The 13,137-nt window shown below is 71.3% G+C and carries 14 protein-coding genes; 9 read left to right on the top strand and 5 right to left on the bottom strand.

Translation table 11 applies throughout. The annotated features are described in order from the left end of the window. Window positions 1–62 precede the first annotated feature (62 nt). The 5 genes from trmD to ACFWU9_RS27305 form a co-directional block, all read right to left on the bottom strand. Entirely contained in the window at window positions 63–884 is an 822-nt protein-coding gene (gene trmD, locus ACFWU9_RS27325) for a tRNA (guanosine(37)-N1)-methyltransferase TrmD (RefSeq protein WP_384323013.1), read from the bottom strand. 14 nt (window positions 885–898) lie between these two features. Next, window positions 899–1,540: a ribosome maturation factor RimM gene (rimM, locus tag ACFWU9_RS27320; protein WP_384322939.1), complete on the bottom strand. Its 642-nt coding sequence runs from the start codon at window positions 1,538–1,540 to the stop codon at window positions 899–901. A gap of 233 nt (window positions 1,541–1,773) precedes the next feature. Then, window positions 1,774–2,013 carry an RNA-binding protein gene (locus ACFWU9_RS27315; protein ID WP_003980229.1) on the bottom strand — a complete coding sequence of 80 codons (240 nt, stop codon included), beginning with the start codon at window positions 2,011–2,013 and terminating at the stop codon, window positions 1,774–1,776. A gap of 2 nt (window positions 2,014–2,015) precedes the next feature. After that, window positions 2,016–2,462: a 30S ribosomal protein S16 gene (gene rpsP / locus ACFWU9_RS27310; RefSeq protein ID WP_384322937.1), complete on the bottom strand. Its 447-nt coding sequence runs from the start codon at window positions 2,460–2,462 to the stop codon at window positions 2,016–2,018. Window positions 2,463–2,768: 306 nt separating this feature from the next. Beyond that, on the bottom strand, window positions 2,769–3,362 hold the full coding sequence (locus tag ACFWU9_RS27305; RefSeq protein ID WP_384322935.1) for a hypothetical protein: 594 nt from the start codon (window positions 3,360–3,362) through the stop codon (window positions 2,769–2,771). Between the two features lie 745 nt (window positions 3,363–4,107). On the opposite strand from ACFWU9_RS27305, the gene ACFWU9_RS27300 reads away from it, so the two are divergent. From ACFWU9_RS27300 to ACFWU9_RS27260, 9 genes are all read left to right on the top strand, one after another. After that, window positions 4,108–5,073 carry a methyltransferase domain-containing protein gene (locus ACFWU9_RS27300; RefSeq protein WP_384322933.1) on the top strand — a complete coding sequence of 322 codons (966 nt, stop codon included), beginning with the start codon at window positions 4,108–4,110 and terminating at the stop codon, window positions 5,071–5,073. Between the two features lie 90 nt (window positions 5,074–5,163). Beyond that, on the top strand, window positions 5,164–6,102 hold the full coding sequence (yhfZ, locus tag ACFWU9_RS27295; RefSeq protein WP_384322931.1) for a GntR family transcriptional regulator YhfZ: 939 nt from the start codon (window positions 5,164–5,166) through the stop codon (window positions 6,100–6,102). Window positions 6,103–6,233: 131 nt separating this feature from the next. Further along, the gene (locus tag ACFWU9_RS27290; RefSeq protein ID WP_384322929.1) at window positions 6,234–6,620 is read left to right on the top strand and encodes a transcriptional antiterminator; all 387 of its coding nucleotides are present in this window, start codon (window positions 6,234–6,236) and stop codon (window positions 6,618–6,620) included. Between the two features lie 20 nt (window positions 6,621–6,640). Then, the gene (locus tag ACFWU9_RS27285; RefSeq protein ID WP_384322927.1) at window positions 6,641–6,997 is read left to right on the top strand and encodes a DUF2620 domain-containing protein; all 357 of its coding nucleotides are present in this window, start codon (window positions 6,641–6,643) and stop codon (window positions 6,995–6,997) included. Window positions 6,998–7,085: 88 nt separating this feature from the next. After that, on the top strand, window positions 7,086–8,486 hold the full coding sequence (locus ACFWU9_RS27280) for a YhfT family protein (RefSeq protein ID WP_384322925.1): 1,401 nt from the start codon (window positions 7,086–7,088) through the stop codon (window positions 8,484–8,486). 58 nt (window positions 8,487–8,544) lie between these two features. Then, complete coding sequence (locus ACFWU9_RS27275) at window positions 8,545–9,582, top strand: phosphotriesterase (protein WP_384322923.1); 1,038 nt, start codon at window positions 8,545–8,547, stop codon at window positions 9,580–9,582. Between the two features lies 1 nt (window position 9,583). Beyond that, the gene (locus ACFWU9_RS27270) at window positions 9,584–10,687 is read left to right on the top strand and encodes an aminotransferase class V-fold PLP-dependent enzyme (RefSeq protein WP_384322921.1); all 1,104 of its coding nucleotides are present in this window, start codon (window positions 9,584–9,586) and stop codon (window positions 10,685–10,687) included. Window positions 10,688–10,689: 2 nt separating this feature from the next. Further along, window positions 10,690–11,850: an alanine racemase gene (locus ACFWU9_RS27265; RefSeq protein WP_384322918.1), complete on the top strand. Its 1,161-nt coding sequence runs from the start codon at window positions 10,690–10,692 to the stop codon at window positions 11,848–11,850. A gap of 13 nt (window positions 11,851–11,863) precedes the next feature. Next, a complete protein-coding gene (locus tag ACFWU9_RS27260; RefSeq protein ID WP_384322916.1) occupies window positions 11,864–13,108 on the top strand; it encodes a phosphopentomutase in 1,245 nt (414 codons plus the stop codon). The last annotated feature ends 29 nt before the right edge of the window (window positions 13,109–13,137 follow it).

The raw sequence follows: 13,137 nt of genomic DNA, 5'->3' as shown, positions 1-13,137 counted from the left end.
TCGCGTCGGGTGGGCGTCGTTCCCCCTGTGGCAGGGGCGCGCACCGGACGTACGGCAGCGGCTCATTCTTCCACGGCCTCGGGTCTGCGCCAAAATCGGCCACCGGGCTCGGGCGCCCAGCCCATGATGGAGAGCGTCTCGCGGTCCTTCTTGTCGAAGGCCGCGGCATCACAACGCTCGATCATGTCGGGCCTGTTGAGGGCCGTACGACGGAGAGCTTCGTCCCGCCGCCACCGCGCGATCCTGCCGTGATGACCGCTGACCAGAATGTCCGGAACACCGCGCCCGCGCCACTCCGGAGGCTTCGTGTAGACCGGCCCCTCCAGCAGGTCGGCCATCGCTCCGGGGGCGAAGGAGTCGTCACGGTGCGACTCCACGTTGCCCAGGACGCCGGGCAGCAGCCGCGCGACGGCCTCCATGACGACCAGGACGGCCGCCTCGCCGCCCGCGAGGACGTAGTCCCCGATGGACACCTCGTACACCGGCATCCGGGTCGCGTACTCGTCGACGACGCGGCGGTCGATGCCCTCGTACCTGGCCGGCGCGAAGAGCAGCCACGGCAGCTCGGAGAGCTCGACGGCGAGTTCCTGGGTGAAGGGGCGGCCGCTGGGTGTGGGAACGACCAGGACGGGGCGGTGCGCGCCCGCCTCGTAGCCGTCCGCGAGCGTCTCGTCCAGGGCGTCGCCCCAGGGGTCGGTCTTCATGACCATGCCGGGGCCGCCGCCGTACGGGGTGTCGTCGACCGTGTTGTGCCGGTCGTACGTCCAGGCGCGGAGATCGTGGACATGCACGTCGAGACGGCCACGCGCGCGTGCCTTGCCGACGAGGGAGACGTTCAGCGGTTCCAGATACTCCGGGAAGATCGTGATCACGTCCGCCCGCAGGGTGGGGGCGTGCGTCATGACCGATCGCCCTCGGACGACGGGGCGCCCTCGCCCGTACGGTCGGAGCCGTCACTCACCGCGGCGTCCGCCCCGTCGCCGCCGTCACCGGGGGCGACATCACCGTCGTCGGCGCCGGCGACGACCGCGTCGCCGTCGATGAGGCCGGGCGGAGGGTCGATCACGGCCTTCTGCTCCGCGAGGTCGATCTCGGTCACGATCTCCTCGACGAAGGGGATCATGACTTCGGTGCCGTCGGGCCGCTCGACGATGAACAGGTCCTGCGAGGGGAGGTGCGTGATCTCGGTGATCCGGCCGATCTCCGTACCGTCCGCCAGGACGACGTCCAGGTCCATGAGCTGGTGGTCGTAGTACTCGTCCGGGTCCTCCGGAAGGTCCTGCGGGTCCACCTCGGCGATGAGCAGGGTGTTGCGCAGGGCCTCCGCGCCCGTACGGTCGCTCACCCCCGCGAACCGCAGCAGCAGCCTGCCGCTGTGCACCCGGCCGGTCTCGATCGTCAGGGGGCCCGCGGAGGCCGGTTCGGTGGCCAGTACGGCCCCGGGGCCGAGGCGCAGCTCGGGCTCGTCCGTACGTACCTCGACGGTGACCTCGCCCTTGATGCCGTGGGCACGGCCGATCCGCGCGACTACCAACTGCACTTGCACACGCCCCTGTTCTTCAACGTCTCCAACTTCGTACGACTGATGCGGCTACGACGGCGACCGCGGCTGCCCCGTATGCCGCGACTGTTCACTGGGCCGCGGCATCTCCGACGTCGGCGGCACGGGCCACGGAGCGGGCGCCGCGGCGTTCCCGGTCCGCGCCGCGGCGAAGACGACAAAGACCGGGGAGGGCGATGGCCCTCCCCGGCCGGTGCCGGTTCACAACTCTGTCAGCGGACCTGATCCACGTCGACGAGGTCGACACGGATACCACGGCCGCCGATCGCGCCCACGACGGTGCGCAGGGCGCGTGCGGTGCGGCCGTTGCGGCCGATCACCTTGCCGAGGTCGTCGGGATGCACCCGTACCTCGAGCACACGGCCACGGCGCAGGGTGCGCGAGGCGACCTGCACATCGTCCGGGTTGTCGACGATGCCCTTCACGAGGTGCTCGAGAGCCTCCTCGAGCATGCTCAGGCCTCGGTCGGCTCAGCGGCGGGCGCCGAAGCAGCGGCGTCGGCGTCCTCCGCCTTCTTGTCGGCCTTCTTCGCCTTGGGGGTGATGGCATCACCCTTGGGCTCGTCGCCGTCCGTGGCGAGGGCCTCGAAGAGGGCACGCTTGTCGGCCTTCGGCTCCGGCTGGAGCAGCGGCGCCGGCGCGGGCAGACCCTTGTGGGCCTGCCAGTCGCCCGTGAGCTTGAGGATCGCGAGAACCGGCTCGGTCGGCTGGGCGCCGACGGACAGCCAGTAACGCGCGCGGTCCGAGTCGACCTCGATACGCGACGGGTTCTGCACCGGGTGGTACAGGCCGATCTCCTCGATCGCCCGGCCGTCACGGCGGGTGCGGGAGTCGGCGACGATGATGCGGTAGTGAGGCGAACGGATCTTGCCCAGACGCTTCAGCTTGATCTTGACTGCCACGGAAGTGGTCTCTCCTGGATCTTGACGTGGTTGGGCACATCGACATGCCGCGTGGGGTTGCGGTACTCGTGTGCCCGATGGACGCGTCAGCCGGAGGAGAGAGGGGTCCTGTGCGACTGTCGAGTACAGCTGGACATTGTGCCACACGCCTCAGGCGCGTCGCGCCCCGCCCGCCCGGAGCGGCTCGCTCCTGAATGGGGCGGCCCGCTCCCGGACGAGACTGATCGTGCTGCCGGACGAGGCTGCCGCCGCGCCGCGCGGGCGACCGGGACTCGGCCTCCACTGCCGGGCGGGCGACGGAGGTACTCAGCTCGCAGCGGCGACCACTTCCGGAATACGGAAAGGCTTGCCACAGCCGCCGCAGACGATCGGGGCCTGGGCGAGGACCGACGGGACCACGCGCACATTGCGCCCGCAGTCGCAGACGGCCTTCACGCGGACCCCGCCGCCCGACGAGCCGTGCCGCGCGGCGGGGCCGCGGAAGCTGCGCTCGGTGTCGGACGTCGTGGCGACCGTGTGCGCCGCCAGGGCGCGCTGGAGCCGGTCGATGGTGGGGCGATAGCGCCGTCTCGCCTCGGGGTTGAGCGATACCAGGGAGAAACCGCTGCTGGGATGCGGCTCCTCGGAATGGTCCAGGCCCAACTCCTCGGCGATCGCGAGGAATCGGCGGTTGTGGTAGCGGCCCGCGCGGGAGGTGTCGCGGACACCCCGGGCGGCGGCGATGCCATGGACTGCTTCATGGAGCAGTCGCTCGAAGGAGAGCTCGGCGCCGCAGGCGGACGACGATTCTCCGATCAGGGACTCTGGCGCGGCAAGATCCGGCAGCTCGGTGTGGTGCCGCTGAATCTCGGCCCACGCCTGCGCCAGCTCTGCGGCGAGAACAGGTGGTGTCGTGCTCACGTCGTGAACAACGAGCCGGGGCCCTCCCGGGTTCCATTCCGGGGCATCCCAAATATTTTGCACGTACCCGTCAGTTGCCATTGATGCGTCCTGACGAGGGCGGGTGCGTAGATCTGCGGAGAAGGCTCGCTTCTCGCCACAAGGCGGTACGTAGCAATGACTACGTCTGTACGTGTACGAGATTTACGTACACCCGATCGAGACAAGCTCCGGAACGACCGTTCGGGCGGCCATGGCGTCGCCCTCGTCGGCGGGGCTCGGAAACGGCGCGGGCCCACAAGAACGACATTAACGGGCGCGCCACCGATCCGCGGCATCGGCCCCGGTCGGGGCAGGCCGAGCGGATTCGTCCGATACCGGCCCCGTTGGTGGGGAGTTGACGGATCAGACCCCGCCGACCTCACCCTTTCGGCTCAATCCGCACCGTTGCCCGCCCATGGCCCTCGTGAGCCGTTCCGCCTTGCCCGTACGGGCTCCGCGCGCCCTCTCGGCGGCCCCGTGTCCACCGTTCACGGGGCGCGGCCGGGGGCGATCCGGCGCAGGCTCGCACCGTAGGCCGACAACGTCCGGTGAGACCGAATCTGCGCGCCGGGGCGCACGACCGGAGCGCACAAGGATTGCCCGCGAACCACTGGACGCGGGCACGGATGCGCAGTTCCCTGGCATACGGGGAACGAAGGCGCGCACGTACACGGGGGCTGTCAATCAGGGCACCAGGACCTCTCGCCGGATTGGGGCGCTATCCATGACTCGTACGCTCGTCCAGCACCGCCAGCAGCAAGTGAACGCCGCCTCGGCAGACCCTTCTACGGAGGCGTGCGACCGCGCCCGCGACTGGGCCGAGATTCAGGAACGCATGCTGGTGCCGCTCTACGAGGCGGTGTACGAGCGTCTGGAGGTCGGCCCCGGCACGCGGTTGCTGGGGCTGGGATGCGGTTCGGGGCTGGCGCTGCTGATCGCCACCGCCCGGGGGGCCGAGGTCACCGGCGTGGACGCCGACCAGGAGCGCGTGGCGCTGGCCCGCGAGCGGCTCGTCCACGAGGAGCGCCCCGTGGGGACGTACGCGACCTCGCACGCGGGCCACGGGAGCCCGTCATCGGCGCCCGGACGGGGCGGGACGGCGGGACGAGCCATGGCCCGTGCGTCGAGGTCGTACGGCGGCCGGAGCCAGGCGCGCCTGCTGACGGGTGGGGCGACCGCCGTCGCGGAGGTGGAGCGCCCCGACTACGACGTGATCACCGCGTTCCAGCCCATCGGCGTCGCGAGCGGAGATCCCGACGGGCTCGGACCCGCGCTGGCGGAGGCGGTGCACCGGGCGGGCCGCGGCACCCCTGTGGTGCTCGCCGGCTGGGGCCCGCCGGAGCGCTGCGCGACGTCCGGCGTACTGCGGGTCGCGGGGCGGCTGACCGAGCGGCTGCGCAAGGGGGGCGGCTACCGTCCGCCGCTCAGGGACGACCTGGAGAACGTGGCGGCGCGGGCCGGCCTCAAGCCCGACGGCTCGGGGCGCGTGGCCTGCCCGTTCGGCTACGCGGGGATGGAGAGCGCGCTGCGCGGACTGCTCTCGACGGGCGTGTTCGACGCGGCGGTGAAGGCGACGGACCAGTCGCAGGTGGAGAAGGAGATAACGGAGGCGCTCCACCCTCACGTCCGGCGCGACGGCACCGTATGGATGCCCAACGTCTTCCGTTACCTGATCGCGCGCACGCCCTGACCCGCACGGGGAGGAAGTGGATCACAGCCACCGAATGACATTCTTAGGACACCCTTGTCAGTATCCAGAATCCTGGTTACTGTCCCTTCTGTGACCGGCTTCGACGAACGCTTCCTCACCCGCAACGGCCTCGCCGCCCAGCAGCTCGCCGCCCTGCTGCTCAACCACGAACCGGACACCCGCCTGCCCCGAGTCCGCGACTTCGCCGAAGAACTGGGCGTGGGCAACGGCACCATCCAGGCCGCGCTTCAGCTCCTGGAGACGGCGGGCGCGATCCGTACGACCGCGCGCGGGCACCTCGGCACGTTCCTGGTCGACTCCGACCGTTCCGTCCTCTGGCGGCTCTCGGGGCTCGGCACGCTGCTGGCGGCGATGCCGCTGCCGTACTCGCACCGCTACGAGGGTCTGGCCACCGGGCTGCGGGCGGCGTTCGAGCAGGCCGGGGCCCCGTTCGCGATCACTTTCATGCGCGGCGCCGGGGCCCGTACCACCGCGTTGATCGAAGGCAAGGTCGACCTGGTCGTCCTCTCGCGCTTCGCCGCCGACCGGCTGATCGAGGAGCGCCCCGTAGAACTGGTCGCGGACCTCGGACCCGCGACGTACGTAGGCGCGCATGGGCTGTTGCTCCGGCACGGCGCGACCTTGGAGACCGACGGACTGCGCGTCGCGGTCGACCATTCCTCCGAGGACCAGCGGATGCTCGCGGAGCGCGTCTTCGCCGGGCGCTCCGACATCCGGTGGGTCGAGGCGTCGTACATGCAACTGCGTGACCTGTTCGCGAACGACCTGGTCGACGCGACGCTGTGGAACCTCGACGAGGTACGGGACCGGCTCGGCGCCGGCGTACACGTCCTCCCGCTGGGCGACGAGGTGACCCGCAACCTGTCGCTGCGCAACTCGAGCGCCGCGATCATCGGCAGGACGGAGGGGGCGAAGGCACTCGGCGCCGTCCGCGACTCCCTCGACCTGTCGGTCATCACCAACTGCCAGGCCGAGGTGCTGCGGGGTGAGCGCGCCCCGTCGTACTGACCGCCGTCCGCCCGCCCCGTCGCGGCGGGCGGACATCCAGCGGCACCGGACCGGAGAAAAAAGAGGAAGTCGAGCCTCTGCTCAAAATCCAAAATCCTGGTTACTGTCGTATCGAAGGAGGAGGGACCACCATGGACGACAGGCTCGCTCTGCGCATCCAACTGTTCCGCGAGGGCGGCCAAGTCCGGCCCGAGGCCGCCGCGTTCGTGACGGACGAGCTGGAGGCCCTGGCCGCCGAGGGCCGCACTGTGACGGAGGAGACAGCCGGCACGCTCACCAGCCATCTCATGATGGCTCTGACAAGGCTGCTCAACGGTGAACCGATCCAGGAATTCCCCACCGACTCCGAGATCGCCGCGGAGCTCGCCGGACACCCGGACGCGGTGGCACGGGCGCGCGCCGTCTCGGCCCGCGCGGCCTCGGAACTCGGCGCGCCCCTTCCCGACTCCGAGATCAACTTCCTCGGACTGCACCTCGCCCTGCTCGACCGGAACTCGCCCCCACGTCGCGGGACATGAGACATGAGAAGGAACCAGCCATGACGAAGATCCTCACCGGTGGCGTCGGCAAGGCCGAGGTCACGGACACCGTCAAGACGCTCGGCCTCGGCGGCATCGAGATCGTGTCCTCCAACGACATGGACGCCGCGATGAAGCTCCGCGGCGGCCAGGCCGACTACTACCTCGGCACCTGCCACACCGGGGCCGGCGCCTCCCTCGGCGTACTCGTCGGACTGCTCGGCCAGCCCGCCTGCCACACCTTCGGCCGCTCCGTCCCCACGGAGGACGAGGTGAACGCCCTGCTGGCGGACGGCAAGAAGGTCTTCGGCTTCGCCATCGACCAGATCGACGTCATCGCCCCGCTCATGGCCCGCGCCATCGCCGCGCGCGGCTGACGGCCCCTACGGAACCCGAAGGGGCTCGACAGACCTCGTAAGACCCCGCGCCGGGCCAGGCCCCGCCGGCACTGAGGAGTGACATCCCGTGAACAGCGTCCTCGCAGCGAGTTCGACAGACCTCGACTTCTCGCTGGCACAGCAACTGACCGTGATAGCGCTGTGTGCGCTGACCGCGTTCATCTCCCACATGGCACTGGCCGTCTTCAACGACGGCGTGCGCCCCTTCATGCTCGACTTCATACACGGGCGGTCCACGCGCAACGCCACCACCGCCGTGTCCTTCGGCCTCTCCGCCGGCTTCATCTTCGGTCTCGGCGCCCCGATGGCACTGTCCACGGGCGTGCTCAACCCGTGGCTCGTCTTCCTGCCCACCGACATCCTGGGCATCCTGTCGCCCAAGAAGTGGATCGCGCCGTTGCTCGGCGGGGCGTGGGGCGCCGTGGTCGTGTTCGGTCTCAACGGGGCCAACAGCCTCGCGCACGACCTGCCCGTCGACTTCCTGACCGCGCTCCAGCAGATGTCGACGCCGATCCTGTTCCTGTTCACGCTCTTTCCGGTGCTGGCCATCACCAAGCAGTTCGGGCGGCTACGGGGCGGGATCGCGGCGGTCGTCGAGCTGGCGCTCGTCGTCATGACGATGAAGGTCTGGCCCGACGTCTTCCCGGGCTCCATCGCGATGGCCGTCGGCGTCCTGACGCTCATCGGCTTCGCCGTCAACAAGGACCTGACGCAGCGGAAGTTGGAGCGGGCCGAGGCCGCGAAGGCGGCGGTGGCGGGAGAGGCGCCGGCGGATGAGAAGGCCGAGAGGAAGGCGGGGGAGAACGGGGCGGCCGACGAGGCGGACGATCCGATGGCCTCGCTCTTCAGCGCGAGCGCGCTGCGGCTGCGGCGCTACCTGCCGCTGTTCATGCTGCTCGGGGCGGGCGTCTGTGTGCTGGCCCAGGCACATGTCTTCGGCGGCGGCGAGGCGACGAGCTTCCTGATCGCCAAGGGCGACTACTCGGAGGCCGCCCAGGTGGACTTCTACCGGGCGTTCGGCTTCGTACCGCTGATCGCGACGACCGCGCTCGCCTCCGGCGCGTACGGCATCGCGGGTTTCACCTTCGTCTACCCCATCGGCTACCTGATGCCGAACCCGTTCCTCGCCGCCGTCGTCGGCGCGGCGGTCTTCGCCGTCGAGGTGCTGGCCCTCTCGGCGATCGGCAAGCTCCTCGGGAAGCTGCCGAGCGTGCGGGACTCCTCCGAGCACCTGCGCAGCGCGATCGGCGAGGCGCTGGGGCTCGCGATCCTCTTCGGTTCGCTGATGGCCGCCAATGTCATGGGAGGGGGCCTCGGCATCCTCGTCGTGGGCGGGCTGTACCTGTTGAACGAATCGATGGGCCGCCCCGTGGTGCGTATGGCGGCGGCGCCCGCCGCTGTCATCGTGGGCGGCGTGCTGCTGAACATCCTCTACTGGCTGGACCTGTTCACGCCGATCAAGGGATAGGGGGCACCTCCCGGACGTACCGCGGCGAAGACGCACCACACAGGAAGGCCCTCCCCACATGCAGCACCTCAGCCCCGACTCCGGAGCCGGCGCCGGCTCCGCCCTCGGCGGCGTCAGCGCCGTAGCACCTGGCGACGGTGACGCCGGTCCTCCGGCGCGCTCGCTGCGCACCGTCACCGGCCCGTTGCCCGTCTCCGCCGTACGGGGCCACGTACTCGCCCACGAGCACCTGGTCCTCGATCTCGACCACGCCCGGGACGGCGCCGCGGTGCTGGACGCGGACCGGCACGGGGCCGGTGTCGCCACGGAGCTGGGGGCCCTGCGCGAGGCGTACGGCCTCGGCCTGGTCATCGAGCTGACCTGCCGCGGCATGGGGCGCGATCCGCACGCCCTGGCCCGGATCTCCGCGGCGTCGGGCGTGCCGGTGGTGGCCGCCACGGGCTGGTACTACGAGGCGTTCCACCCGGCGGAGCTCGACGGGGCGAGCGTCGAGGAGCTGACCTCGACACTCGTACGCGAGATCCGCGACGGCATCGGCGCCACAGGTGTCCGGCCCGGCGTGCTCGGCGAGATCGGCAGCCACGGGGACTCCCCGAGCGAGCCGGAGACCCGCGCCCTGCTGGCCTCGGCGCACGCCGCGGTCGCCACGGGCCTGTCGGTCGCCACCCACGCGCAGCTCGGCCGCGGCGCGCTCGCCCAGTTGGAGCTGCTCACCGGCGCCGGTCTCGCCCCGTACCGGATCTCGCTGGGCCACCAGGACCTGCTCGACGCCCCGGCGGTGCACCGGGAGCTGGCCGCGAGTGGCGCGTACGTCGCCTTCGACACCGTCGGCAAGGAGAGCTACCAGAGCGACACCGTCCGGCTGCGCCTCCTGCTGGCGCTGGTGGAGGTCGGCCACGCCGACCGGGTGCTGCTCAGCTGCGACATCTCCCGGCACGCCTATCTGCGCTCGGAGGGCGGTCAGGGGTACGGGCATCTCTTCCGGTCCTTCCTGCCGCGGGTGCGCGCGGCCGGTGTGGACGAGGACCTGATCGATCTGATGACACGGCGCAATCCGCTCCGGTTCCTCACCGGCGCGGACACGAAGGAGAGCTGAAATGGCCGTACGACTGCCGCAGACCTTCCCGCTGGCGACGATCCCGCTGGACGAGGCGGTCCGGATGCAGTTCAGATTGCTGGAGTGCACCGCCGCGCATTTCGAGGGACAGCAGCTCTTCGACGCAGACGCCGGTGTCGTGCCGGGCCTCGGCCGCCCCCGCACCACCGCGCGCGTCGAGGCAGTACTGGCCGACTTCTTCGGCGCCGAGGACGCCGCGCTGGTGCAGGGCGCGGGTACGGGGGCCATCCGCGCCGCGCTCCAGGCCGCCGTCGGCCCCGGCGACCCGCTGCTGATCCACCGGGCGCCGGTCTACCGCACGACGGCGGTGACACTGCGCGGGCTCGGAGTCCGCACCGTCGAGGCCGACTTCAACGACGGTGCGGCGCTGCGCCGGGCGCTGGAGTCGGGCGAGTTCGGCTGGGTGTACGTTCAGCACAGTCGGCAGCGGCTGGCCGACTCGTACGACGCGGGGGACGTCATCGCGGCGTGTCGCGCCGCGGGAGTGCGCACGATCGTGGACGACAACTACGCCGTCATGCGCGCCCCGTTGGCCGGCATCGAGCTGGGCGCCGACGCCTCGTGCTTCTCGCTCTTCAAGCTGCACGGTCCCGAGGGGGTCGGTGCCGTCGTCGGGACGGCCGACCTTGTGGAACGTGTCCACGCCGACAACTACTCGGGCGGCGGCCAGGTGCAGGGCCACCAAGCGCTCGACGCGCTGCGCGCCCTCACCCAGGTGCCCGTCATGTGGGCCGTCCAGTCGCAGGTCGGCGCGGAGGTCGCCGACCGGCTGGCCGCCGGTGAGGTGCCGGGCGTGGCGGAGGTACGGATCGCCAACGCGCAGGACCGCTGTCTGCTCGTACGCCTGGACCGCCCCGTGGCACGCGAACTGCCCACCGTGGCGGCGCGGCACGGCGCCGCACCGTACCCCGTAGGCTCCAACTCCCGCTACGAGATCGCCCCGCTCTTCTACCGGCTGTCCAGCTCGTCCCTCGACGACGCCCCGGAGCTCGCCGACCGGACCGTGCGGATCAACCCCATGCGGGCAGGCGCCGATCTGGTGATCGAGATCCTCCGCCGTTCGCTGCACGACCTGAAGGACTGACCGTGTTCCTGGACGCCGTCCTGGCCCGCAACCCCGAACTCGTCGATGTAGCTGCCTCGCTGCACCGATCCGGCGCCGTACCGCCCGACACGTACGTGATCGACGCCGATGCCGTGGAGGCCAACGCCGCGCTGCTGGCCGGGGAAGCCGAACGACTCGGTCTGTCGCTCTGGTTCGTGGTCAAGCAGATCGGGCGCAACCCGGCGCTGGTCCGGGCGATCGCCCGGCACATCCCCCGGTTCGCGGCGATCGATCCGTACGAGGCGCGGCTTCTGTACGAGGCGGGGGCACGGGCCGGCAACCTGGGCCATCTCGTACAGATCCCGCCCCGTCTGCTCCCCGAGACCCTCGGCTGGCGGCCGGAGGCGGTGACGGTGTTCGACCTGGCCAACGCGCGCGCAGTCTCGGACGCCGCCCGGGAGCTCGGCTTCGTCCAGGACGTTCTTGTCCGCCTGGAGGGCACCGACCAGGTCTTTCCGGGGCAGGAGGGCGGCGTACCGCTCGCCGGGCTCGACGACTTCGCGGCGGCGGCCGAAGCGCTGCCCGGGATCAGGCTCGCGGGGGTCACCGCGTTCCCCTGTGTGCTGTGCGATCCGTCGACCGGCGCGCCGAAACCCACCAGGAACTTCCAACTCGCGATCGCGGCGCGTGAGTTGCTGGCCGCGCGCGGGCACGAGGGGCTGAAGCTCAGCGCTCCGAGCGCCACGTCCATGGCCACCCTTCCCCTCCTCGCCGAGCTGGGTGCGACCCACGGCGAACCGGGGCACGCCCTGACCGGGACGACTCCGTTGCACGCCGTCGACCACCAGCAGCCCGAGCGCCCCGCCTACGTGTACGTGAGCGAGGTCGCCCACACCCTCGCCGACGGACGGCCCGCGATCCACGGCGGCGGCTTCTATCCGCGCGCACGCATCCACGACGCGCTGCTGCCCCGCACCGGGCTGCGTCTGCCCGTCCAGGACACGCCCGCGGAGAACATCGACTACTACCGGCTGCTCCAACGCCCCACCCACGCCGGGGACGTTGAGATCGGGGACACCGCCGTACTCGCGTTCCGCACCCAGATCTTCGTCACCCGCTCGACCGTCGCGGTCGTCTCCGGGCTCTCCACGGGAGAGCCCCGGCTGACCGGCCTGTACGACGCGCAGGGCCGGGCCCGGTAAGGAGCCAGGAGCCATGAGCACCACCGTGATCGTCGTCATCGACGGGTTCGGTGTCGGCGCGATGCCGGACGCAGGGACACTGCGGCCCGGCGATATCACCGCCGACACCTGCGGACATGTCCTCGACGAGTGCCGCGCGACGCTGGGCCGGCCGCTGCGGCTGCCCGCGCTCGGGGAACTGGGACTCGGTCTCGTCCGTCCTCACCCGGATCTCGCCGGCCGGACCCGCCGCCCCGTCGCCGCGGGCCGGGCCGCTCTCGGCTATCCCGGGGCCGACACCTTCGCCGGGCACCAGACCATGATGGGCGCCGACTTCAGCCGGGTCACGGTGGCCACGCTGGCCGGGCATCTCGACGAGGTGAGCGGTGCGCTGAAGGCGGCGGGGCACCTTGTCGAGCCGCTGCGGGGACAGCCACTGCTGCTCGTCGACGGCGCCGTCCTGGTCCACGACAACCTGGAGGCCGACCCCGGCATCAACTGGAACGCCTCGGGCCGTCTGGACGACCTGTCCTTCGACAACATCCTCGCCATCGCCCGTACGGTGCGGGCGGTCGCCCCCGTCGCCCGCGTCATCGCTGTCGGAGGCCACGCGGACGGGCCACTCGACACGTACGTACGAGAGGGCGACGGCGGCACCGTCGGCCTGGACACGCCGGCCACCGGCTTCTACCGCAACGGTGGCCTCCAGGTGCGGCATCTGGGCGTGGACCTCGACCACACCCGGCAACTGCCCGACCTCGCCGCCCGCGCGGGTCTCCCGGTCACCCTCGTCGGCAAGGCGGCGGACATCCTGGCGTGCGAGGCCGCCGTACGGCGCCCCGCCGTCGCGACGGGGGAGGTGCTGGAACACACGCTGGCGGCGGTACGGGGCGGCGACGGCGGCCTCGTCGTCGCGAACGTCCAGGAGACCGACCTCGCGGGCCATCAGCAGGACACGGGGCGGTACGGGAGCGTCCTGGAGCAGGTCGACGCGGGGCTCGCCGAGCTGATGGCGCTCCTGACCGCGCCCGGCGACCGTCTGATCGTCACCGCCGACCACGGCAACGATCCGACGATCGGCCACGCGTACCACACACGCGAGTACGTACCGGTCCTGATCCACCGCCCCGACGCCGCGGGAATCGAATTCCTCCCGGACGCCGCCACGTTGGCGGACGTCGGGGCGACGGCCGCGGCGGCCCTCGGCCTCGACGCGGGCGCCCTTACGACGGGAGCGACGCTGCTCGGCGGACCGCCGGGTCGCATGCCGCGGGCGTAGACGGGGCGGCGCCGCCGGTCAGGGCCGAC

Source organism: Streptomyces sp. NPDC058653 (assembly GCF_042716895.1).
Taxonomy (GTDB): domain Bacteria; phylum Actinomycetota; class Actinomycetes; order Streptomycetales; family Streptomycetaceae; genus Streptomyces.
This window is presented reverse-complemented; position numbering and strand designations above follow the sequence as displayed.